Source organism: Acinetobacter sp. Res13-Abat-PEC15-P4-01 (genome assembly GCF_015676285.1).
Taxonomy (GTDB): Bacteria; Pseudomonadota; Gammaproteobacteria; order Pseudomonadales; family Moraxellaceae; genus Acinetobacter; species Acinetobacter nematophilus.
The window spans coordinates 168082-193802 of sequence record NZ_JADAIN010000020.1; the positions used below are offsets into that span (position 1 = coordinate 168082).

The following is a 25721-nucleotide window of genomic DNA, read 5'->3' on the forward strand; positions in this document are numbered from 1 at the left end:
TGTGAATTGAGAAAAGGAGTTTTACATGGGCATCCGTATTACTGGTACAGGCTTGTACCATCCTGAAGAAGTGATCACCAATGAAGAATTGGTGGATTGTTTAAATGCTTATGTGGAACAATTTAACACTGAAAATGCTGAAAAAATTGAAGCAGGTGAGGTTGTTGCACGTCGTGGTTCAAGTGCAGATTTTATTGAAAAAGCATCCGGGGTTAAACGCCGTTATGTGATTGAGAAATCTGGTGTATTGGACATTAACCGTTTAAGACCACGTCTTGAGGAACGTTCTGATGAGGAACTTTCGATTCAGGCAGAATGGGGCGTAATCGCAGCAAAACAAGCGATGGAAAATGCTGGCGTGACAGCGGAAGATATTGATGTTGTAATTCTTGCTTGTTCAAATTTACAGCGTGCTTATCCTGCTGTAGCCATTGAAATACAGACTGCACTGGGTATTCAAGGCTATGCCTATGACATGAATGTGGCATGTTCAGCAGCGACTTTTGGTTTAAAACAAGCTTATGATGCTGTTAAAACCGGTGCTCGCCGTGTGTTATTGGTGAATGTTGAAATTACATCAGGCCATACAGATTACCGTTCACGTGACTGCCATTTTATCTTTGGTGATGTGGCAACAGCTTCGATTATTGAAGAAACAGAAACCAAAACTGGTTTTGAAATCGTAGATACGCATTTATTTACCCAGTTCTCAAATAATATTCGTAATAACTTTGGTTTTCTAAACGGCTCCGAATTAACCTCACGTGACGATAAACAATTCCGTCAGGATGGACGTAAAGTCTTTAAAGAAGTTTGTCCGCTGGTCGCAAAAATCATTTCTACGCAATTGGAAAAGAACAGTATTCAACCTGAAAATGTCAAACGTTTCTGGTTGCATCAAGCCAATGCCAATATGAATGAATTGATCCTCAAGCTGATTGTTGGGCGTGAAGTTGCAGAAGCTGATCCAGAATTAGTTCCAATTATTTTGGACGAGTTTGCCAATACCTCTTCGGCAGGTGTGATTATCGCATTGCATCGTACCGCAGATCAGGTCAATGATGGTGAATATGGTGTGCTCTGTTCATTCGGAGCAGGCTATTCTGTAGGTTCAATCCTTGTTCAAAAGCATGTTGCTTAAATCACTGTTGTAAAAATAGCTGTTCACTCCTTCTTTTAAAGCGGGAGTGATTACCCAAAATTTAAATCAATTTAAGGATGCTAAAAGCCTGTTTAAAAACTTTTAAATTTCACAAGCGGCAGACCATAAATGTTGAAAATCAGTTTGTAGAGATACAACATGACGGATAAAAATTTAACAATACGACACAATGCCAAACTGATCCGATTGATCAGCAGTTTACAACGCTTTTATTTTCGTCCGACATTTTTAGGTGCAGAAAACCTCGTAGCCCATAAACCCGCTATGTATGTAGGAAACCACACCATTTACGGCGTGCTTGATTCTCCGATTCTGATCGACTATTTATTTACAGAACATAAGATTGCGGTGGTGAGTTTAGCTGATCATATGCACTTTCATATCCCGGTGTGGAAAGAAGTCGTAAAGCGGGTTGGCGGCATCGATGGTATTCAGGAGTATGCCAAAGCAGCCATGCGACAGGGATACTCTATTCTGGTTTTCCCAGGTGGCGGGCGAGAAGTCATTAAACGCAAAGGCGAGGCTTATCAATTGATTTGGAAGCAGCGTTTCGGTTTTCTAAAGTTAGCCCAAGAATTTGGCTATGAAATTGCACCTTTTGTGGCTTTAGGCGGGGATGAAGTTTTTGATTTAGGTTTTGATGTCAACGTTTTACTTCAACAAAAATGGTTTAACAAAATCTTGTCTAATCCCAAAATTGATCGTTTTCTTCGACACGGTGAAGTGATTCCCTCAATTCCAAAGCATCTTATTCCTAAACGAATTCCATTTTATTTTAAATTTATGCCACGTTTAGCGACTGATCAGATTCAAACAATGGATGATATGATGCTATTTAGAGATCAGTTACAGCAGCTGATTTATACTGAAATTGAAGCATTAAAGCTGTATCGGTCAGAAGATGTAGACTTCAAACATAAAGACGTTAAACATACAGGTTGGGATTAACCTATGTTTGAACTTCAAAACAATTTAGATGATCTATTTAAACAATTGAATCCGCGTCGACAAATAATGCAAGATGTTAGTTTCTTGCCTAAAGATATTAACTATATCAAATTTCTAAAAACATGCACTGATTCTGAAATTACAGCAGATATTTATCTGTTTGGGTACGAAAATACAGTCAAGGAAAATCAATACTTAGCACTCAATTTCCCAGAACTATCTAGGCTAGTATGGACAATAGGGCGAAGTGGGCAGGGTGATGAATGGTTTCTTGATCGGCAGTCTTTAGAAGTGCTCTTTTATGATCATGATTTGGGCTTTACTGATGCGCTAAATCGCCATTCACTTCAGTCCATGCAGATTAATTTTTTTCAATTTTTACAATTTGCTGTGTTGCTGCAAGAATTTGAAAATTATATGGATGAATCAATGACTGATAATGAATTTGCTCAATTTGAGCAGGCAGTCAAACAAATAGATATTGCATTTTTTTCAAACTATCCATTTAATTACCAATAAATAAGACAGACATTCATCAAGTTGAATATTGAATTCATCAAGGAAACAAATATGTATACCGCTTCATGCCTTTGTGGTGGCATTCAATTAAAAATTCGGAGTGAAATTTCCGAAATCTTTGTCTGTCATTGCCAACAGTGTCAAAAAGCCCAAGGTTCTGCTTTCGTCGCCATTACTCCGATTCAAAGTAAAAATTTAGAAATTGTTCAGGGTAAAGAACTATTTGCTGAGTATTATGCAACGGCAAATAAAAAAAGAGTGTTCTGTAAACACTGTGCTTCACCTTTATTTAGTGCGCGTTTAGATTTGCCTGATGTGGTTCGGTTACGTGTTGGAATTATTAATGAAGCTGTTAAGGCAAAAATTATGTCACATGCATTTACCGCGAATAAAGCTGCATGGTTTGAAATTTTGGATGATTCACCGCAATTTACACAAGCTGCATGTTAAGTTTGGTTTAACATGCTATGAATAAAAATGATCAACTCGATTCCATATCAATTTATTTGATCGGACGTTAAAAATTATTTTTTTAAGTATTTGAATTTTATTTGTTTTTAATTTATTAAAAAGATGGTTTAAATGGTTCTATAAAGATTAAAATGCATTGGTGTCTCTTGAGGGATTCTGTATAATTTCAGAAAAATAAACTTTAAATGAATTGAGGACATACATGACAAGAATAGTCGTTGCCGCGAAACAAGATCAAACTTTATTGCAGGATACTCAATCCAAATTGGTTGTTTTAGATCGACCATCGATCATTCAAATTGGGGTTACACAACAAGATGTTAAAACGCTGGAACAATCTGGCGATAAGCTCATTGTGACTTTGAAAAATGGAGAACAGATTGTTTTAGAGGGTTTTTTTCAAACCCCTACAACCACAGTACACGCTTTGGCATTTCCAAAAGCGGATGGAACATTTAGCCTTGTCCAATTTGATGAGACTGGTAAATTCTCCAATTATACAGGTCTGCAAAAATTAGATTCACTACTATATGAAAGTGCAAATACTGTTCCTGCTCAACCCCTCAGCGCTTATGAGTCGTCCTCTACATCCACTTCGGATTTTTCATTTTCTGAGCTTTTTTCTTCAAGTGCAGCCAAAGCAGGTCTAGGGGTTGTGTCGGCAATCGGATTAGGCTTGGCATTGATTGACAGCGGTGATAGTAAATCAAGTACACCTCCAGACATCACTGCGCCTAAAACACCTACCGCCACAATTAATGCAGAGGGTACGAAAATCAGTGGCACAGCTGAAGCAGGTGCAACAATTTATGTGGTCGATAAAAATGAAAAAGTCATTGTTACGGTCAAAGTGGATAAAGATGGTCAGTACTCGGTAACCTTGCCTGAAGCGCTGCTCAACAACAACAGTTATTATGTCAAAGCCAAAGATGATGCAGGAAATTCATCAGGCTATACGCAAGTCACGGGAACAAAAGACACTATTGCGCCATCGGAACCTCAGGCACAATTAAATGATCAAGGAAACATTGTCACCGGTAAGTCTGAAGCCAATGCAACCATCAATGTTTATGATGCATCCGGTAAATTAATCGGAACTGCAAAAGCCAATACCGAAGGCGTGTTTTCAGTTGCAATTTCACCTGCTTTGACGGCAGGTCAAATAGGAACTGTTGAAGCGATTGACGCGGCAGGAAATAAATCCGAACAGCACAGAATAGAATTGGGCAAAGATACCATTGCACCGGATCAACCGAAGTATGAATTCAACAAAGAGGGAACGACCATACTGGGTACAGCCGAAGCCAATGCCAAAGTCATTATTCAAGATTCGACGGGTGCTGTGATTGCAACAGGCACAGTTAATGCACAGGGGAAATTCAATATCACAATTTCGCCTGCTTTGGGGACCAACCAAACAGGTAAAATAATCATTGAGGATGCAGCCGGAAATCAATCCAAAGCCACTGAAATTAAACCAGGACAAGATAGTTTGGCGCCTGAAAAACCTGTAGCCAGCTTAAATGCTGAAGGCACAATGATTACGGGAACTGCAGAAGCAAATTCCAAAATTACGGTCTATGACAGTGCCAATAAACTGTTGGGTACTGCAACGACAGATGCCAATGGAAATTATTCGGTCACCCTTTCAACTGCTTTGACTGAGGCAAAAGTGGGGAGTGTCTATGCTACAGATGCTGCCGGAAATCAATCAGCAGTTGCATCTGTAACAGGAACTAAAGATGTCACGCCACCAGCCAGTCCTAAAATTACTGATGTAGTAGACGATGTCGGTGAAACCAAAGGTTCAATAGCTGCTAATGGAAACACAGATGACAAACGCCCAGTGATTTCAGGGACTGGCGAAGCCGGTGCGACATTGATTATTTATGACAATAATAAAGCTGTTGGAAAAGTCACTGTCGGTGCTGACAGCAAATGGTCATTCAGTTTCGACTATGATTTAAGTCTGGGGGCGCATAGCATTACCAGCGTACAAACGGATAAGGCCGGAAATACGAGTTTGATGAGCGATGCACGTTCATTTACGGTGGTTGAAGTGGGAGTGAAAGCAGCAGCTATTGATGAATATTCTATCATTGATCAAAACTTGGCAGATTCCCATCTCTTTTTATCGAATCAGATTGTCAATGCTGAGTTGAATTCAGGTTCGAATGCCCAGAGTGATATTTTGCGTCATAACATGCTGCATGCACAACCCAATAGCCTTGATTTAACCAGTGAGCATATTGCAAATCTGCTGCAAACCCCTCCTGAGGTCAATGATGCCACTCAAAAGTATTTGGATACTGGTCATGAGACAATCGTAAATGATTTGTTTTTGGATGCTGCTGTTGAGTCGACAGACCAACAGATTGAGCATGTGATTACAAGTTCAATGACGCAAAGCGGTACGATAAGTGAGAACGTCGTGAATTTAAACTCAGAACCTGCTGAGCAACCTATGCGTGATTTACAAAGTACGACTGTATTCTCGACAGATGCCATTGCCGAGTTATTAAATTCACAGCAGGTACTGTTTTAATTGAGATATACGGAATAAGCACCTAGGGTGCGTTTTTACTGAGATAGATTTAGTATACAGTAAGCGACTAAGTTCATAATCAAAAAAATCCAGGATTACAATTTTCATGCCAGATGTTGTGGAACACAATCAATTTCAAATTTCTCTCGATGCATCTTCAAGCTTAAATTTTACTTTTCAGCAAAACGCGATTCCTTTGATCCGTCATATATCCTTGACTGGGAGTAAGCCACTTTCTGAAAGTAAGCTTGTCATTGAATCTCATCCTGTATTTATCCAACCTACTGAGATTCGAATCGGTAAAAGCGATATTGAGCAAAGCATCTACCTCAATAATCCCAAACTCAATTTTGATCTCAATTTTCTGCTCCACCTGACTGAAAATATAAAAGGCTATCTAAATTTAAAATGGTTGGACCCAGAGGGACAGCTGTTGGCTGAAAAACAACAAGATATTGAAGTGCTGACAGTAGATACATGGGGTGGAGAAAAACAGCCGCTTGAACTTTTAGCCTGTTTTTCACAACCGAATGCGGTTTCTTTAGCACCTGTGCTTCAACGTGCCAGTGAATGCTTGGTACAGAAGAATCTAGGTCGCCTGAATGGCTATATGGATAAAAGCCCTAAACAAGTTTTCAATCAGGTACATGCAATTTGGCAGGCATTGTGTGAACAGGATTTACACTATATCGTTAATCCTGCAAGTTATATCCAACATGGACAGCGTATCCGTTTTGCCAAACAGATTTTAGAAGACAAAATGGCATGTTGTTTGGATAGCACCATGTTGATGAGTTCTTTGCTTGAGCAAATTGGACTTGATCCAATGGTGGTGATTGTCCAAGGTCACAGTTTTATCGGTGTATGGTTGCATGAAACTCCAGTTGCTGATGTTTTAATTGATGATCTTCAGGCTTTACGTAAGTATATGGAACTTGGTGGCATTACTTTTATCGAAACCACCTTGTTAAGCTCTCGGGCAAGTCTGCAGCAAGCCATAACTTCAGCACAAGAGTACTTGCGCGATGCTGAAAAAATTGAACCGTTTTATGTAGCCATTGATATTCGTCAAAGTCGTTTACGTGGTGTACGTCCTATTTCAACACAGCTTGATGTCGCACAAAATTTAGATGCAGATGAGATGACATGGACAGCAGCATCTTTACCTGAATATGCGGTGATGGATGCAAATGTAAACGTTGCAACGCGTGTACAGCGCTGGTTAAGACGTTTGCTGGATTTAAGTTTAAGAAATAAGTTATTAAATTTTAAAGATAACCGTTTAAGTATTCCCTTGCAGTGTTCTGAGAAAACTTTAGCCGCTTTAGAAGATGCTTTGGCTGAGAATAAGGGCTTTTTCTTTCAAAGTGTGGATTATATCTCTCTTAAAGATGTCACTCGTGAAAATGAAGCCCAACATGTTCAAAACTATATTGATGAAAATCTACAGCGCCAGTTGTTATTTAGTGGCTTAGACAGCGAGACCTTAAATAAACGTTTGGTGGAAGTTTATCGCGCCTCACGCACAGCGTTGGAAGAAGGTGGGGCAAATACTTTATTCTTGGCAGTTGGTTTTCTGGAGTGGAAAGAATCAGAGAAAGCCCAGAGAACATTTAAAGCGCCGCTTTTGTTAATTCCCGTGCGGATGACACGAGAGTCGGCAAAATCTGGTTATCGCTTGTGGATGTATGATGACGAGCCACGATTCAATTCAACACTGTTGCAATTATTGAGACAGGATTTTGAAATTGAGGTCAGTGGTTTGGACCCGCTACCAACTGATGGATCGGGGATAGATGTCAATGCTGTCTTGCAAATTGTACGCCGAGCCGTAGTCCATATGCGAGGATGGGAGGTGACTGTTGAAGCCGCGATTGGTCAGTTTTCATTTTCAAAATACTTAATGTGGCGAGATCTGTCTTTACGTATACAGCAATTAAAAGAACAGGCTGTGGTTCATCATTTGATTGAAACGCCACGCGAGCCGTTTAAAAAGCAAGAGGCTTTTCCGCATCCCGCTGAACTCGATCAAAAATACCAACCCAAACAGCTGTTTACCCCATTATCTTCTGATTCTTCACAGCTTGCAGCCGTGATGTCCGCAGCTTTAGGGCGGACATTTGTGCTTTCTGGACCACCGGGAACAGGAAAGTCACAAACCATTACCAATATGGTGGCGCAATGTTTGGCAGATGGTAAATCCGTACTTTTTGTCTCTGAAAAAATGGCTGCATTGGATGTGGTGTATCGCCGACTGAATCAAATTGGATTGGAGCATCTCTGTCTACAGCTCCATTCTGCCAAAGCACAAAAAATAGAAGTGCTTGATCAGCTCCGTGAACGTGCAGAAAATAACAATAATCCTTATGCAATTGCCCAAAAAGAAACCCAACAAGAATGGCAGTTACTTTCACAACATCTGGTAGAAAGCCGTGATGTACTTAATCAGCATGTGCGGGTGTTGCATCAACAACATTCAATAGGATGGAGTTTATTCGATGCCATGAGTGAGGAGTTGTTGCATAGAGAGACCGAAACATTGCGTTTTGATCTCAATATTCAACAATTGAGCCATCAAGCACGTTCGCAGCTGAAAGATTTGGCCGTCAAAGCCTGGCTGCAGTATCAACAAATTTCGAGCAGCGTACGGGATTGCCTGAATGGATTTGCCGAAGGAAGTTCTCCGAATTTCTGGAATCTGATGTGGCAAGATCAGTATCAGCACAACCAACAACGTATTGCCGAATTAATTCCTCAAATACATCGTTCGCTACATGCTTGGCAAAATATTTGTCAATTTAAACAAGCAGAAAATCTACAACAGATTCAAGCTGACTTAGCCGTCTTCCAGAAAATATTTGCATTTAGTCAACAATATGATTTGAAGCTGCTAAAAATTATTGATGGTCTAGACATACGTCAGATTTCCGAAGCCAAAGCGGTCAGCACAGAGATTGTTCAAAGTCAGACGCGTTTGATCTTTAAATATGATTTTTCCATTTATCAAGCGGAATTAAAACAGATTGAGTTTAAGTGGCGCGAAGCTTCTGCCAAGTTTTGGCCGTGGTCTTGGTTTGGCAAGTATCAGTTAAGAAACTTGATGCGTAGCTATCACACCGAGAAACAGCGACCTTCTGCCATGGTGGTGGAGAATGATCTGCCATTGCTGATGAATATCCAAACTCATCAGCAACAGTTTAAAGCGATTGAAAATAGTTTAAGTGCCAAACTGCAAACCTATTGGCAAGGTGAAAAAACAGATTGGACACAGTTTGAAAACATGCTGCAGGCTTGGACCCAGTTGAACAGCCAACTTGCAGATCGTATTTCCAGCCCAGCAGTGTTATTACAAGCATTGGACTTTGCAAGTCAACAGCAGTACTTTGAAGCCGAACAATCTATTGAAGAATTACAGCGATGCTACGCACTGCTATTACCAGATCAGCAGATCCAGACGGAAAATTCAAGATCATATACACAGATTGCATTTGCAGCATTACTCACACGTCAGCAAAACTTACAGAACGTGATCAGCAACTGGCGTCACTGGTTAAATTGGCAAGGTTTAAAAACGCAGCTTCAGCAACAAGGTTTGTCTCGTTTTGTCCTATATTTACAACAGCACTGTTCAACTGATCTGGGATCTTCGACTACCGAGGTAAAATTAGATCAGGAACAAGTTGCACGACTCATTGATATCAATCTTGCCCGTCAATGGATTGTTCAACAGTTTAGTCTGCATCCTGAACTCAACCAGTTCAATGGTGAGTTACATCAACAAAAAATTCTTAAATTCTCACAACAGGATCGTGAACACCAACAATTTGCCAGTGAGGAAATTACCCGACGTTGGCATAAAATTTTTGAAAATCCTGATGAGTTTAAAAAGCAGTGGGCATTACTCAACAAAGAGTTGGGGAAAAAACGTCGACATATTCCAGTACGTGAACTGATCAAACAGATTCCAGATGTGATTCGGGGGCTTAAGCCGTGTATGTTAATGAGCCCATTGTCAGTTGCTCAATATCTCGATCCTGAATCTAGGTTTGATGTCGTGATTTTTGATGAAGCGTCACAAATTCCTGTCTGGGATGCAATTGGTGCACTTGCACGAGGAGAGCAATCCATTGTTGTTGGTGACAATAAACAAATGCCGCCCACCAGTTTCTTTGGAAAAGGAGATAGCGAAGAGGTTGATGAAGATGTCACTGAAGATTTGGAAAGCATTCTGGATGAATGTTTAGCTGCACAATTACCAGAACTGGTCTTGAATTGGCACTATCGTAGTCGTTATGAAAGCCTCATTCAGTTTAGTAATCAAAAATATTATAAAGGTGAGCTGTTGACATTTCCTGCACCTGTAGCAAAAGACAGGGCAATTCAATTGCACGCTGTTGAAGGTGTATATGACAAGGGGGACACTCGAACCAACAAAGCAGAGGCTCAGGCAATAGTACGGTTTATTCTGCAACATTTAACGGATCAACTCAACGCAGAAGCTAAACAAACCATCGGTGTGGTGACATTCAATATTACTCAGCAAAAACTGATTGAAGATTTGCTTGATAATGAATTGGCACAACATCCTGAATTAGAACAACTTAGCCGAGAGGGCTTTGAGCCATTGTTTGTTAAAAATTTGGAAAATGTACAAGGTGATGAACGAGATATTATTATCTTTTCCATCACTTATGCACCCGATCAGCAGGGCAAATTACTGATGAATTTTGGTGCCTTGAATCGTCAGGGTGGACAGCGCCGTTTAAATGTTGCGATTACACGTGCGCGTCAAGGTCTACATGTTTTCTCAACACTCCGTCCAGACCAGATTGATTTGTCTCGAACCAGCAGTGAGGGAGTGCGTGATTTAAAGGATTTCTTAAATTTTGCGCAAACCGGGCAGATGGCATATTACTCACAAACGTTTGAAAATCAAAAGGCTAAAGATGACCTAATGCTGTATGTGCAAGCACAATTAGAACATTTGGGTTGGAAAGTTGACTTGGCCGTAGGCAGCGGAGATAGCCGTATTGATATTGCCATCCAAAATCCTTATGTTGCTGGGCAGTATTTAACAGGTATTTTGGTGGATGGAGATGATTATGCCAAAGCTGCAACTGCACGAGATCGAGATCAATTGCGTCCTTCTGTATTAACCGGACTCGGTTGGAGCGTGATTCAATTGTGGACAGTGGAATGGTGGCTTGATCCAGAAGCAAATCTAGAAAAATTACAGAATCAATTAAATGAGCTCGTAAATTTAAATAAGCTACCTTCATAGAATAAACATTTTTAGTGTAGTTTTTATAAAAATGAGACTTAATTTATGCATTGTAATTTTACAGTAAAATAAGTCTCATTTTGTGTAAAATTATTTAAATAAACCATGTAGATATAATTAAAAAATCTTTAAAAATCACTAATTTCAGGTATATCTAGTTATGTAAAGTTATGTTTAGATGATTAATATTTAATCTATTACATTTGGGCATATCATGAATAAAATTTACAAAGTTATCTGGAATGCGCAGCTTGGTTGTTGGCAAGCCGTTTCAGAACTTGCCAAGAATCACCGTCCTTCACAAAGCACAGTCATTGATCAGAATAAGACAATGGGGATTGTTGAAAAAGTATCAGCTCTGCTTATATTTGGATTGGCACTGTTGCCTTTATCTGTACTGGCGGCGATTTCAAATACCGAGTTACCGACAGGCGCTCAAATTAATTCGGGTGCGGCAACGATTTCTCAAAATGGGCATACTTTGAACATTAATCAAAGCAGTCAAACACTGAGCACCAATTGGAACAGCTTTAACATTGGTCAAAATGCGACAGTCAATTTTAACCAAAATAATGCATCTTCAGTCGCAATTAACCATGTATTAGACAGTAATGCTTCGCAAATCATGGGGCGTTTAAATGCCAATGGTCAGGTGTTCCTACTCAATCCGAATGGTGTGGTTTTCTCTAAAACCGCTCAAGTGAATGTTGGGGGATTGGTTGCTTCAACGTTAGCACTCACGGACCATGATATTCAAAATGGTCAATTCACTTTAAAAGGCGATGCCAATAGTCATGCAAGTATTGAAAATCATGGCGCTATTCAAACTTCACAAGGTGGAACAGTAGCGCTAATTGCGCCGAATGTTAAAAATACAGGTTCTATTACCACACCGAATGGGACTACACACTTAACATCCGCTAGTCAAGTCACGCTTGCTTTACAAGATGGTTCACTGACCCAGTACCAAGTGGATCAAGGGGTTCTTAAAGGTTTGGTGGACAATGGAGGAGCAATTCTTGCTGATAATGGCGCAGTCTATTTAACTGCAAAAGCCAAAGACAGTTTAAGTAAAGCAGTTGTCAATCATTCAGGCATTATCGAAGCCAACCGTTTAAGTCAAAATGCCAAAGGCGAAATTATTCTACTAGGTGATATGCAAACGGGCACAACCACTGTGAGTGGTGTACTGAAAGCTGAAGGAAAAAATGGTCAGGATGGTGGATTTATTGAAACCTCAGCCGCTGATGTTAAGATCGATCAAACTACGGCTGTGTCCACTCGATCCGACAGTGGAAAAACAGGAACTTGGTTAATCGACCCCACAGATTTCAGTATTAATTCGGGTAATGCATCAGCAAGTAGTAGTGGCATTGGTGCAACCACTTTAGCAAGCAGTCTTGCAACCAGTAATGTTGTATTACTAACCAGCACTACGGGTAACCAAAAGGGGGATATCAATGTTAATGCTGATGTGACTTGGGGGAGTGCAACTAGCCTGACTTTAAATGCACAAAATAACATTAATATTAATGCCAACATTACAGCGACCAATAATAGTGGCAAACTTAATTTGATTTATGGGCAAAATACAGCCAATACCAGCGCAAATTATTATATTAACAATGGTGCAAAAATAAACTTAAAGGCAGGTCAGAACTTTAGTACCCAAAAAGGAACAGCAACCACCATTAACTATCAAGTCATTACGGCTTTGGGTGCACAAGGTTCAACTACAAGTCAAGATTTACAAGGCATTAATGGTAACCTGAGTGGTAATTATGTGTTGGGTGCTGACATAGATGCCAGCAGTACAGAGCTATGGAATGGTTACACAGGATTCGACCCAATTGGTTTTTATAATGCAAATTTAAGCCCAATGGATCTATCACAACAGGCTTTTCGTGGACGTTTTGATGGATTAGGTCATGTGATTAATGGACTTAGTATTGAATCTATGTATCAAGGGATCGGGCTGTTTGCGATTACGCATCAGGATGCACTGATACAAAATGTTGGGCTGACCAATATTGGTATTTCAGGTTATGGAAAAACTGGTGGTTTGGTTGGGCTTAATCTGGGCACAATTAATAATGCCTATGTCAACACAGGGCTGGTCACAGGTAATACTGAACAGTATGGTGGATTGGTTGGTTGGAATTTTAATTATGGCAATATTTTAAACTCATATGCCAATGTGACTGTAAAAGGGAAATATTCAAATAATAACTATATTGGCGGTCTAGTTGGTTATAGCGATGGGTTAATCAGTTCTTCTTTTGCAACAGGTCCAGTGACAGGAAATAATCATGTTGGTGGATTGGTTGGAGGAACTTCAGGACCAGTCAATAATTCTTATGCTACAGGCACAGTGATTGGAAATCAATATGTTGGTGGATTAGTTGGTTTTAATGGAGGAAATGTTGATAAGACTTATTCTTCAGGTAATGTCATTGGGAATCAGTATATTGGTGGTCTTGTTGGTGGTGGAAATGGTACAACTACAAATAGCTTTTGGAACACCAGTACTTCTGGTCGATTAAGCAGTGCAGGTGGTGTAGGTAAGACGACAGCACAACTTCAACAAATTGCGACTTTTGCAGATTGGGATATTGATGATGCCGGAGGCACTGGTAAAATTTGGCGTATTTATGAAGGTACATCTGCCCCTTTACTACGTCATTTTCTAAAACCTTTGGTCACAGAAATCGTCGCTAATTTTACTGATAAAACTTATGATGGAGTGATTGCTTCAGGAACGCTAGCTTCAGGAGTAAATTATAAAACAGCCGGTAAAAATGCAGGTGTTTATAGTTTAAATGATGGTTCAATCTTGATCAGTGGCGTTCCTACAGGGGCAAATACAACACAATTTGGTGATGATGTTATATATAAAGACAATGGTGGATCAGGAACACTGACAATAACAACAAAGAGTTTAAATATTGGTGGCTTAAGTGCAGTAAACAAAGTTTATAACGCATCAAAATCTGCATCATTAACAGGAAATGCAAGTATTGTAGGTGGAATATCGGGTGATTCTATTTCGTTGTCTGGAACTGGAATTGGATTATTTACTGACAAAAATGTCGGCAATGATAAAAATGTCACTGTTTCAGGTTTTACGTTGTCAGGAACAGATGCTTTAAATTACACATTGCTACAGCCTACAAATCTTAAAGCTAATATAACGCCTGCAATTTTAACCATCAATGGAATAAGTGTTGCAGATAAAACCTATGATGGTTTGTCCAATGCAACCATAAACGGCACTGCTTCAATCAATCCAATTGCAGGAGATTCTGTTGGATTGACTGGTAGTGGTATAGGAACATTTACAGATAAGAATGCAGGAACCAGGTCTGTGATCGTAACAGGCTATAACTTAACAGGTGTGGATGCTGGAAATTATATTTTTAGTCAGCCTATAGGTTTAAGTGCCACAATTCACAAAGCACAAGCCATTGTAAAGGCCAATAGTTTAAATACGACCTATAACGGACAAAACCAGACTGCATCAGGCTTTACTGCAACAGGTTTGGTCAATGGCGAAACTGAATCAGTCTTATCAGGTGTAACAGCCTCTGTAACGGCTAAAGATGCAGGCAGTTATGCGAATAAAGCCAGTGGTATTGATCAGAACTATGACCTGACCTTTGTCGATGGGGCATTGGATATTGCCAAAGCCAAAGCGACTGTGACTGCGAATAGTTTAAATACGACCTATAACGGTAAAAACCAAACAGCATTAGGCTTTAGCGCAACAGGTTTAGTCAATGGTGAAACTGAATCTGTACTTTCAGGTGTCACAGCATCCGTAACGGCTAAAGATGCAGGCAGTTATGCGAATAAAGCCAATGGCGTTGATAAAAACTATGACCTGACCTTTGTCGATGGCACATTGGATATTACCAAAGCCAAAGCGACTGTGACAGCGAATAGTTTAAATACGACTTATAACGGCAAAAATCAAACAGCATCAGGCTTTACTGCAACAGGTTTGGTGAATGGCGAAGATAGCTCGGTATTGACAGGTGTAACAGCCTCTGTAACGGCTAAAAATGCAGGCAGTTATGCGAATAAAGCCAATGGCGTTGATAAAAACTATGATCTGACCTTTGTCGATGGCACATTGGATATTGCCAAAGCCAAAGCGACTGTGACAGCGAATAGTTTAAATACGACCTATAACGGCAAAAATCAAACAGCATCAGGCTTTACTGCAACAGGCTTAGTTAATGGTGAAACTGAATCAGTCTTATCAGGTGTAACAGCCTCTGTAACGGCTAAAGATGCAGGCAGTTATGCGAATAAAGCCAATGGCGTTGATCAGAACTATGATCTGACCTTTGTCGATGGCACATTGGATATCGCCAAAGCCAAAGCGACTGTAACAGCGAATAGTTTAAATACGACCTATAACGGCAAAAACCAAACAGCATCAGGCTTTACTGCAACAGGCTTAGTTAATGGCGAAACTGAATCAGTCTTATCAGGTGTAACAGCCTCTGTAACGGCTAAAGATGCAGGCAGTTATGCGAATAAAGCCAATGGCGTTGATCAGAACTATGATCTGACTTTTATTGATGGATCATTGAATATCGCCAAAGCCAAAGCGACTGTAACAGCGAATAGTGTATCAACTGTTTATAATGGACAAAATCAAACAGCATCAGGCTTTAGCGCCTCTGGTTTGGTGAATGGCGAAAATAGTTCGGTATTGACAGGTGTCACAGCCTCTGTAACGGCTAAAGATGCAGGTAGTTATGCGAATAAAGCCAATGGCGTTGATAAAAACTACGATCTAACCTTTGTCGATGGCGCATTGGATATTGCCAAAGCTAAAGCGACTGTAACGGCGAATAGCGTATCAACTGTTTATAACGGGCAAAACCAGACTGCATCAGGCTTTAGTGCAACAGGTTTAGTTAATGGCGAAACTGAATCAGTCTTATCAGGTGTAACAGCCTCTGTAATGGCTAAAGATGCAGGTAGTTACACGAACAAAGCCAATGGTGTTGATAAAAACTACGATCTAACCTTTGTCGATGGATCATTGGATATTGCCAAAGCCAAAGCGACTGTGACAGCGAATAGTTTAAATACGACCTATAATGGTAAAAACCAAACAGTATCGGGCTTTACTGCAACAGGTTTGGTGAATGGCGAAGATAGCTCGGTATTGACAGGTGTCACAGCATCCGTAACGGCTAAAGATGCAGGTAGTTATACGAACAAAGCCAATGGTGTTGATCAGAACTATGATCTGACCTTTGTCGATGGCGCATTGGATATTGCCAAAGCCAAAGCGACTGTAACGGCGAATAGCGTATCAACTGTTTATAATGGACAAAATCAAACAGCTACTGGCTTTAGCACAACAGGTTTGGTCAATGGTGAAACTGAATCAGTCTTATCAGGTGTAACAGCCTCTGTAACGGCTAAAGATGCAGGCAGTTATACGAACAAAGCCAATGGCGTTGATCAGAACTATGATCTGACCTTTGTCGATGGCGCATTGGATATTGCCAAAGCCAAAGCGACTGTAACGGCAAATAGTTTAAATACGACCTATAACGGACAAAACCAGACTGCATCAGGCTTTAGTGCAACAGGTTTAGTCAATGGCGAAGATAGCTCGGTATTGACAGGTGTCACAGCCTCTGTAACCGCTAAAGATGCAGGTAGTTATACGAACAAAGCCAATGGCATTGATAAAAACTACGATCTAACCTTTGTCGATGGCACATTGGATATTGCCAAAGCCAAAGCGACTGTGACAGCGAATAGTGTATCAACTGTTTATAATGGACAAAATCAAACAGTATCGGGCTTTAGCGCCACTGGTTTAGTCAATGGTGAAACTGAATCAGTCTTATCAGGTGTAACAGCCTCTGTAACGGCTAAAGATGCAGGTAGTTATACGAACAAAGCCAATGGCATTGATAAAAACTACGATCTAACCTTTGTCGATGGCACATTGGATATTGCCAAAGCCAAAGCGACTGTAACGGCGAATAGCGTATCAACTGTTTATAATGGACAAAATCAAACAGCTACTGGCTTTAGCACAACAGGTTTGGTCAATGGCGAAGATAGCTCGGTATTGACAGGTGTCACAGCATCCGTAACGGCTAAAGATGCAGGCAGTTATGCGAATAAAGCCAATGGCGTTGATAAAAACTACGATCTAACCTTTGTCGATGGTGCATTGGATATTGCCAAAGCTAGAGCGACTGTAACGGCGAATAGCGTATCAACTGTTTATAACGGGCAAAACCAGACTGCATCAGGCTTTACTGCAACAGGTTTAGTTAATGGCGAAACTGAATCTGTACTTTCAGGTGTCACAGCCTCTGTAACGGCTAAAGATGCAGGTAGTTATGCGAATAAAGCCAGTGGTATTGATCAGAACTATGATCTGACCTTTGTCGATGGGGCTTTAGATATTGCCAAAGCCAAAGCGACTGTGACAGCGAATAGTTTAAATACGACCTATAATGGTAAAAACCAAACAGTATCGGGCTTTACTGCAACAGGTTTGGTGAATGGCGAAGATAGCTCGGTATTGACAGGTGTCACAGCCGCTGTAACGGCTAAAGATGCAGGTAGTTATGCGAATAAAGCCAGTGGTATTGATCAGAACTATGATCTGACCTTTGTCGATGGGGCTTTAGATATTGCCAAAGCCAAAGCGACTGTGACAGCGAATAGTTTAAATACGACTTATAACGGCAAAAACCAAACAGTATCGGGCTTTAGCGCCACTGGTTTAGTCAATGGTGAAACTGAATCTGTACTTTCAGGTGTCACAGCCTCTGTAACGGCTAAAGATGCAGGTAGTTATGCGAATAAAGCCAGTGGTATTGATCAGAACTATGACCTGACCTTTGTCGATGGGGCTTTAGATATTGCCAAAGCCAAAGCGACTGTGACAGCGAATAGTTTAAATACGACTTATAACGGCAAAAACCAAACAGTATCGGGCTTTAGCGCAATAGGTTTAGTCAATGGTGAAACTGAATCTGTACTTTCAGGTGTTACAGCCTCTGTAACGGCTAAAGATGCAGGCAGTTATGCGAATAAAGCCAATGGCGTTGATAAAAACTACGATCTAACCTTTGTCGATGGCGCATTGGATATTGCCAAAGCCAAAATTAACCAAGTTACAGGAATTACAGCAAATAATCGTGTTTATGATGCCAGTACACAAGTAACGTTGAATACAGCAGCAGCGCAATTTACAGGTCAAATCGCAGGTGATGAACTGAAAGTCGAATTAGCAAAAGGACAATTCAGTGATAAAAATGTAGGTAATGCCAAACAAGTAAACATTCAAGGAATTAGCCTAAGTGGTGCAGATGCACATAACTACGAGTTAGTGAATAACACTGCACAAACTACAGCTGATATTAGTCAAGCTACGATTCAATATATTACAGGTATTCGCGCAAATAACCGCACCTATAATGGATTAACAATTGCTGATTTAGATCTTAGTCATGCTGAATTCAATGGCATCTATGCTGGGGATAATCTGAATTTAGCAACAGCAATAGGTCAATTTGACAATGCGGCCACAGGGCAAGGCAAAAATGTATTGATTACAGATTTAAGTCTTGGCGGTTCAGATGCCCAAAACTACACACTCGTGGATAGGACTGCGAAAACTACAGCAGATATTTATATGTTGACACCAGCGGCTTACTTACAGGCCATTCAATTCAAACGACCACATTATTTGCCTGAAACACAAAATGCATTAAATACCGTCAATCTTGACGTACGCCAAGGTGGTGTGAACACCACAGGCATTCAAATCTTGGCAGGGGAGCACTAAACAATGAAATCACAACAACATATATTGTCAGCATCTGTAAGTGCTTGTTTCATGCTATTCAGCAACACAAACCATGCAGCACCTGCCCCGAATGCTGGGCAGCTGTTGCAACAACAGCAACAAGGGCAGACGCTTGAACCACAGACTGCTGTACAGATTGAAAATACCGCAAACCCAATAGCTCCTACGGCAACAGATGTACAAATTCCTGTACGAAAAATTGAAATTATCGGGAATAGCCGTTTTAACACCCAACAACTCCATCAACTGGTTGCTGATGCCGAAGGCCAGCAACTGACATTGAATCAACTTTGGCAGGTTGCACAAAAGATTAGCACTTACTATCAACAACATGGTTATGGCTACAGTCGTGCTTATCTTCCACAACAAAACTTAAGTCAAGGTATCGTACGAATCAATATTCTTGAAGCGTATTACGATAAAACTCAGATTGAGAATCAAAGCAGAACTCAGAATTGGCTTATTGAGCAAACAGTCGCACCCTTGAAACAAGGCGAGCGAATCAACAGCGATCAAATGCAACAGCAACTTAAATTGCTCAATCGATTAAAAGGAGTGAGCACCCGAAATGTTCTAAGTCCAGGAACCACAGTGGGCAGTAGCCAACTCAATGTAGAAGTACAGAATGCATCCCTACTCAATGGTTATATCGGTGCAGATAACTTTGGGAATAAATACACCAGTCGAGTACGAGGTACCGCCGGTGTCTCCGTCAATAATTTAGTTGGTTTAGGGGATGAACTGAGCTTAGATCTGATGACTGTTGGAAAACGGATGAACTACGGACGTGTCGGATACGCCTTTACCTTTACAGGAATGGGGACACGTGCAGGTGCAAGCTATTCCTATCTGGATTACGAACTGGGTAAAGATCTAAAAAGTATTGGGGCAGAAGGAAGTGCAGCACAAAGCAGTGTATTCATCAGCCAGCCTGCATTACTGACCAATACAGCAGAAGTGTTGTTAAGCTTACAATATGACCATAAACAACTCAAAGATGATATTCAATTGAACCAATACTACAAGCATCGCAATATTGATGTGATGACTGCGCGGCTAGATGGTTCGCAATTTGACTCTTGGTTAGGTGGTGGATTAACACAATATGGTGCCTCGACCAGTTATGGACGTGTTAAATTTAAAAATGATGATGCCGCTGCCTTAGATGAACAAACAGCAAAAATAGCAGGAGATTACTACACTGCCACACTGAATCTTTCTCGTTTACAAAATCTGGGTGGCAAGGGTACACAAGGCTATTTGGGAATTTATGGTCAATACAGTCCTAATAATCTAGACAGCGCAGAACAATATTTAGGAGGCGGCCCATTTAATGTTCGCGGTTATGAATCCAGCCAATTCGCAGGTTCGACCGGCTATTTAGCTACAGCAGAACTGCGACAAAGCTTATTTGCAAATGCCAAACATCAACTTACTGGTAAAGTTTTTGTGGATACAGCAGAAGTAACCTTAAATGCGCAACGTTGGGCAGGCGTCACAGGCGACAATCAAGTACAAATCAGCAGTGCTGGATTGGGCTTAAACTGGAGCAGTTTATGGAATATCCAAGCCAATGCCGAAGTTGCATTTCCAATAGGAAGCACACCAGAACAACTCAAGGAACGAGATCATCAACAGTATTGGTTGAGTATCAGAAAAACTTTTTAATGCGGTAGAGGAGGAGGCGAATGCCTCCTTTTTTGATCGATATGGCTATAATACTCAAAATGATAAAAGTGTTAAAAAGGTGTGCAGTGGATCCACTGCTTTGTTTTTATTAATTCTATCTAAAGTTTTCATTTAAGATAATATATTCTTTTTGCATAACATTTTTTAATTGAAGATGCATTTTAATATGCTCAAACGTTTATACGCTGTTTTTAACAGAGAAAATTGACCTGCCCAATGGAATGATGAGAAATGGGTCGTTGAGATTGTAGAAAATGTAATAAGCATTTGATTTTTTAATTATGCATATTTGTATAGGCTTGTATATACAAACAAGGTTGAGACCATATACAATGATTTGATATATTTTGTATGAGTTTTAGTCAATGTCAAGAGTGTCAAAGCACAACGATTTAGACTTGTCGCTAGAAGAAGATAGTCCTGTTCCGTTGTATTTGCGCGTGAAACAAATGATTTCACAAAAAATTTATGAAGGAACATGGACGGTCAATAAAAAAATTCCTTCTGAAAGTGAATTGGTCAATTTGCTCGGCTGTAGCCGTATGACTGTGAACCGTGCCTTGCGTGAACTCACCAGTGAGGGCCTATTGGTACGTATACAAGGTGTTGGATCTTTTGTTGCTGAAGGTCAGGGGCGTACTGCTTTATTTCATGTCAATAACATTGCCGAAGAAATTATTGCAAGAAATCACAAGCATCATGCGAAAGTCTTGGTACTCGAACAGATACAAGCCAATGCAGAGCAAAGTCGTCTGATGCACATTCGTGAAGGGCAAAAGTTATTCCACTCAATCATTGTACACTATGAAAATGGCGTGCCTGTGCAAATTGAAGATCGTTTGGTGGATCCTATTCTGATTCCCGATTATCTTGGACAAGACTTCCAAAGTATTACCCCGAATGCGTATTTAATGTCAAAAGCACCTGTTACAGAAGGTGAGCATGTGGTTACGGCGATTTTGGCATCCGCACAAGAATGCAAGTGGTTGAAAATCAATAAAACAGAACCGTGTTTGCTGATTCGTCGTAGAACATGGTCGAATAAACAGTTGATTTCAAGTGCCCGCTTAATCTATCCAGGAAGTCGCTATTATCTTGAAGGTAAATTTACGCAATGATTGCGCTGTTAGAAATATTGCACTATAAAAAAATGCGATGGAAAAACGGTGAAGGTTATACGCTAGAAATTGCCCGAAGTGCAGGAGAAAGCCTGAACGATTTTGAATGGCGTATTTCGATGGCTGATGTCAAAAGCGCTGGAGAATTTTCCAAATTCCACGGGATGCAGCGTTTTTTAACAGTATTGGAAGGTCAGGGAATTTCACTGCATATTGATGATGAATTCAAATATTTGCATACACTGCAAACTGTTTCGTTCAGTGGGGAAAGTGTGGTGTACTGTGAGTTATTGGCAGGTCAAATCCGAGATTTTAATCTGATTTATGATCCCAAAAAAATATCAGCACAATATCAATGGATCTTTACCCAAGAAACATTCAAAATTCCCATCTCTTCAGATTTTATTTTTGTTTTTAACCAGTCAGTAAAACCATTGGAAATCATGATTGACGAAAAGATTTTTTATTTGCAGCATCAGAACTGTCTCAAAATCGAACATGAAAATTTGGCAAAAATGATGATTTTGAATCCACAATTTTCTATACAAGCCTGCCTCATTCAACTCACAAAAATTTAAATTTCATTGATGTTGTTTCGACGCATTCAACTTAAAGTTGTATGCGTTTTCTTTTTAATTGAAAATAATTTCAAATTAATTCATATGCTTAAATCTAATTTTGCAAAAAAAATTAAAAATCATCTTTTCAAGTTTAGAGATTTGTGTAGTATATAGATGTATATACAAGTTAGTACATTGCTAGACAGTGAAAGTGATTTCATTCACTGCTTTAAACTCAAAGGAAGGAGTCCTATTGTGACAACAACGACAACAAAATTTCGTGATGTAGAGATTCGCGCGCCACGTGGTACGACACTCAATACAAAAAGCTGGTTGACTGAAGCTCCACTTCGAATGTTGATGAATAATCTTGATCCGGATGTCGCAGAGAACCCAAAAGAATTGGTTGTTTATGGTGGTATTGGTCGTGCCGCGCGCAACTGGGAATGTTTTGACAAGATTGTTGAAACACTCAAAAATTTAGAAATTGATGAGACGCTATTGGTTCAGTCAGGTAAGCCAGTGGGTGTATTTAAAACCCATCAAGATGCACCACGTGTACTGATTGCTAACTCAAACCTTGTTCCTCATTGGGCAAACTGGAAGCATTTCAATGAAATGGATGCCAAAGGTTTAGCAATGTATGGGCAAATGACGGCAGGTTCTTGGATCTATATTGGCAGTCAAGGCATTGTACAAGGCACATACGAGACTTTTGTTGAAGCCGGTCGTCAACATTATAACGGTGATTTGAAAGGGCGTTGGGTGCTGACCGCAGGTTTAGGTGGTATGGGCGGAGCACAACCTTTGGCTGCAACATTGGCAGGCGCATGTTCTCTCAATATCGAATGTCAACAAGCCAGCATCGATTTCCGCTTGCGTACACGTTATGTTGATGAGCAAGCAGCAGACCTGGACGATGCGTTAGCACGTATTGAAAAATACACGCAAGAAGGCAAGGCAATTTCGATTGCACTTCATGGTAATGCTGCTGAAATTTTACCTGAACTGGTGCGCCGTGGTGTGCATCCTGACATGGTGACTGATCAAACCAGCGCACATGATCCATTAAATGGTTATTTACCGATTGGCTGGACATGGGAAGAGTATCGTCAACGTGCTCAAACTGAACCAGAAGTTGTGGTGAAAGCAGCAAAACAATCCATGGCAAAGCATGTTCAAGCCATGTTGGATTTTCAGAAGATGGGTGTTCCAACTTTTGATTATGGCAATAACATTCGTCAAATGGCACAAGATGAAGGTGTGGAAAATGCCTTTGATTTCCCTGGTTTTGTTCCTGCATATATCCGCCCGCTGTTTTGTCGAGGCATAGGCCCTTTCCGCTGGGCGGCTCTTTCAGGTGATCCAGAAGATATCTATAAAACAGATGCCAAAGTCAAAGAATTGATTCGAGATGATGAGCATTTGCACCGTTGGTTGGATATGGCTCGTGAACGTATCAGCTTCCAAGGTTTGCCTGCACGTATCTGTTGGGTTGGTTTGGGCTTACGTGCAAAACTGGGTTTAGCATTTAACGAAATGGTACGGAGTGGGGAGCTTTCAGCACCTATCGTCATCGGTCGTGATCACTTAGACTCAGGTTCAGTGTCTAGTCCCAACCGTGAAACTGAAGCCATGAAAGATGGTTCAGATGCGGTGTCTGATTGGCCGTTACTGAATGCATTGTTAAATACCGCAGGCGGGGCAACTTGGGTGTCATTGCATCATGGCGGCGGTGTTGGTATGGGGTTCTCACAGCATTCAGGTGTGGTGATCGTCTGTGATGGTACGGATGAAGCAGCAGCACGTATTGCTCGTGTACTGACCAATGACCCTGCAACAGGTGTGATGCGTCATGCAGATGCAGGTTATGACATTGCGATTGATTGCGCGAAAGAGCAAGGTCTGAACTTGCCTATGATTACGCAATAAAAAATACAAGGATCGCGATTACGGTGTTTTTTGCAATTGAGCAGAAAACACCGTAACAGAACAATACAGTGCAAAACAGGACGTCAATAATGGAACTTTTAATTCAACCAGGCAAACTCACCCTAGCAGATCTCCGTCAAGCTTATTTAAATCCAATCAAAGCTAAACTCGATGACAGTGCTTCTGAAGGCATCGATGCGAGCGTGGCTTGTGTGGAAAAAATTGTCAATGAAGGGCGTACAGCCTACGGTATCAATACAGGCTTCGGTTTACTTGCTTCAACAAAAATTGCACCTGAAGACTTAGAGCAATTACAGCGTTCTTTAGTGCTTTCTCATGCCGCTGGCGTGGGCGAAGCCTTAGATGATGCAATGGTCCGTTTAATCATGCTATTGAAAGCCAATAGTTTGGCACGAGGCTTTTCAGGTATTCGCCGTAAGGTGATTGATGCAATTCTTGCTTTGGTCAACGCTGAAGTATATCCGCATATTCCTTTAAAAGGTTCAGTGGGTGCTTCAGGTGACTTGGCACCATTGGCACATATGTCACTGGTTTTACTGGGTGAAAGTAAAGCGCGTTATCAAGGGAAATGGTTGCCTGCGGTTGAGGCACTTAAAATAGCTGGTTTAGAGCCGATTTCTCTAGCAGCCAAAGAAGGTTTGGCATTGTTAAATGGTACACAAGTTTCCACAGCTTATGCACTACGCGGATTATTTGAAGCCGAAGATTTATTTGCGGCAGCGACTGTGTGTGGTGGTTTGAGTGTTGAAGCAATGTTGGGTTCACGTGCGCCATTTGATGCACGCATTCATGAAGTTCGAGGTCAACGAGGTCAAATTGATGTTGCTGCAGCATATCGTGACTTATTGACCGATTCGAGTGAAATTGCCCATTCACATGAAGATTGCAGCAAGGTTCAAGACCCATACTCATTACGCTGCCAGCCACAGGTTATGGGTGCATGTTTAACGCAAATACGTCAAGCCGCGGAAGTACTCGAAATCGAAGCAAATGCAGTATCTGATAATCCTTTGGTGTTTGCAGCGGAAGGTGATGTGATTTCAGGAGGCAATTTCCACGCTGAACCGGTCGCGATGGCAGCGGATAATCTAGCACTTGCAATTGCTGAAATCGGTTCATTGTCTGAACGTCGTATTTCAATGATGATGGATCGTCATATGTCCCAACTGCCACCATTTTTAGTTGCCAATGGCGGTGTCAACTCTGGTTTTATGATTGCGCAAGTGACTGCTGCGGCATTGGCGAGTGACAACAAAGCGCTTGCACATCCTGCAAGTGTGGATAGCTTACCGACATCAGCCAATCAGGAAGACCATGTATCTATGGCGCCAAATGCAGGGAAACGTTTGTGGTATATGGCAGACAATGTTCGCGGTATCTTGGCAGTTGAATGGTTGGGAGCATGTCAAGGACTTGATTTCCGTGAAGGATTAAAAAGTTCACCAAAACTGGAGCAAGCACGCAAAGTGCTGCGTGATCAAGTGCCATATTACAGCGAAGACCGTTTCTTTGCACCAGATATTGAACAGGCAAGTGAATTGCTTGCGAGTGGTTGCTTAAACGAATTACTCATTCCAAAGCTATTACCAAGTTTATCTAAAGTGTGATCAATAA

At 40.8% G+C, this 25721-nt stretch carries 12 protein-coding genes; all 12 read left to right on the plus strand.

Translation table 11 applies throughout. The annotated features are described in order from the left end of the window. Positions 1 to 25 precede the first annotated feature (25 nt). The 12 genes from IMO47_RS07880 (at position 26) to hutH (ending at position 25714) form a co-directional block, all read left to right on the plus strand. Positions 26 to 1141: a beta-ketoacyl-ACP synthase III gene (locus IMO47_RS07880; RefSeq protein WP_004831494.1), complete on the plus strand. Its 1116-nt coding sequence runs from the start codon at positions 26 to 28 to the stop codon at positions 1139 to 1141. 159 nt (positions 1142 to 1300) lie between these two features. Then, positions 1301 to 2110 (plus strand): lysophospholipid acyltransferase family protein, encoded by an 810-nt coding sequence (locus IMO47_RS07885; RefSeq protein ID WP_196074736.1) that lies wholly within the window; start codon positions 1301 to 1303, stop codon positions 2108 to 2110. Positions 2111 to 2113: 3 nt separating this feature from the next. Further along, positions 2114 to 2629, plus strand: a complete 516-nt coding sequence (locus tag IMO47_RS07890; protein ID WP_196074737.1) for a hypothetical protein — start codon at positions 2114 to 2116, stop codon at positions 2627 to 2629. 51 nt (positions 2630 to 2680) lie between these two features. Continuing rightward, positions 2681 to 3079 (plus strand): GFA family protein, encoded by a 399-nt coding sequence (locus tag IMO47_RS07895; RefSeq protein ID WP_196074738.1) that lies wholly within the window; start codon positions 2681 to 2683, stop codon positions 3077 to 3079. A gap of 223 nt (positions 3080 to 3302) precedes the next feature. Beyond that, positions 3303 to 5645: an Ig-like repeat protein Blp2 gene (blp2, locus tag IMO47_RS07900; RefSeq protein WP_196074739.1), complete on the plus strand. Its 2343-nt coding sequence runs from the start codon at positions 3303 to 3305 to the stop codon at positions 5643 to 5645. A 106-nt stretch (positions 5646 to 5751) separates the two neighbouring features. Further along, the gene (locus IMO47_RS07905) at positions 5752 to 10926 is read left to right on the plus strand and encodes a DUF4011 domain-containing protein (protein ID WP_196074740.1); all 5175 of its coding nucleotides are present in this window, start codon (positions 5752 to 5754) and stop codon (positions 10924 to 10926) included. Between the two features lie 214 nt (positions 10927 to 11140). Continuing rightward, a complete protein-coding gene (locus IMO47_RS07910) occupies positions 11141 to 18766 on the plus strand; it encodes an MBG domain-containing protein (protein WP_196075252.1) in 7626 nt (2541 codons plus the stop codon). A gap of 3 nt (positions 18767 to 18769) precedes the next feature. Further along, a complete protein-coding gene (locus IMO47_RS07915) occupies positions 18770 to 20455 on the plus strand; it encodes a ShlB/FhaC/HecB family hemolysin secretion/activation protein (protein WP_196075253.1) in 1686 nt (561 codons plus the stop codon). Positions 20456 to 20841: 386 nt separating this feature from the next. Next, on the plus strand, positions 20842 to 21594 hold the full coding sequence (gene hutC / locus IMO47_RS07920) for a histidine utilization repressor (RefSeq protein WP_196075254.1): 753 nt from the start codon (positions 20842 to 20844) through the stop codon (positions 21592 to 21594). After that, positions 21591 to 22172, plus strand: coding sequence for a HutD family protein (locus IMO47_RS07925; protein WP_196075255.1), 582 nt, complete (start codon positions 21591 to 21593; stop codon positions 22170 to 22172). Before hutC ends, IMO47_RS07925 begins: the two co-directional genes overlap by 4 nt. Positions 22173 to 22409: 237 nt before the next feature. After that, on the plus strand, positions 22410 to 24086 hold the full coding sequence (gene hutU / locus IMO47_RS07930) for a urocanate hydratase (RefSeq protein WP_196075256.1): 1677 nt from the start codon (positions 22410 to 22412) through the stop codon (positions 24084 to 24086). A gap of 89 nt (positions 24087 to 24175) precedes the next feature. Beyond that, positions 24176 to 25714, plus strand: a complete 1539-nt coding sequence (gene hutH, locus IMO47_RS07935; protein ID WP_196075257.1) for a histidine ammonia-lyase — start codon at positions 24176 to 24178, stop codon at positions 25712 to 25714. The last annotated feature ends 7 nt before the right edge of the window (positions 25715 to 25721 follow it).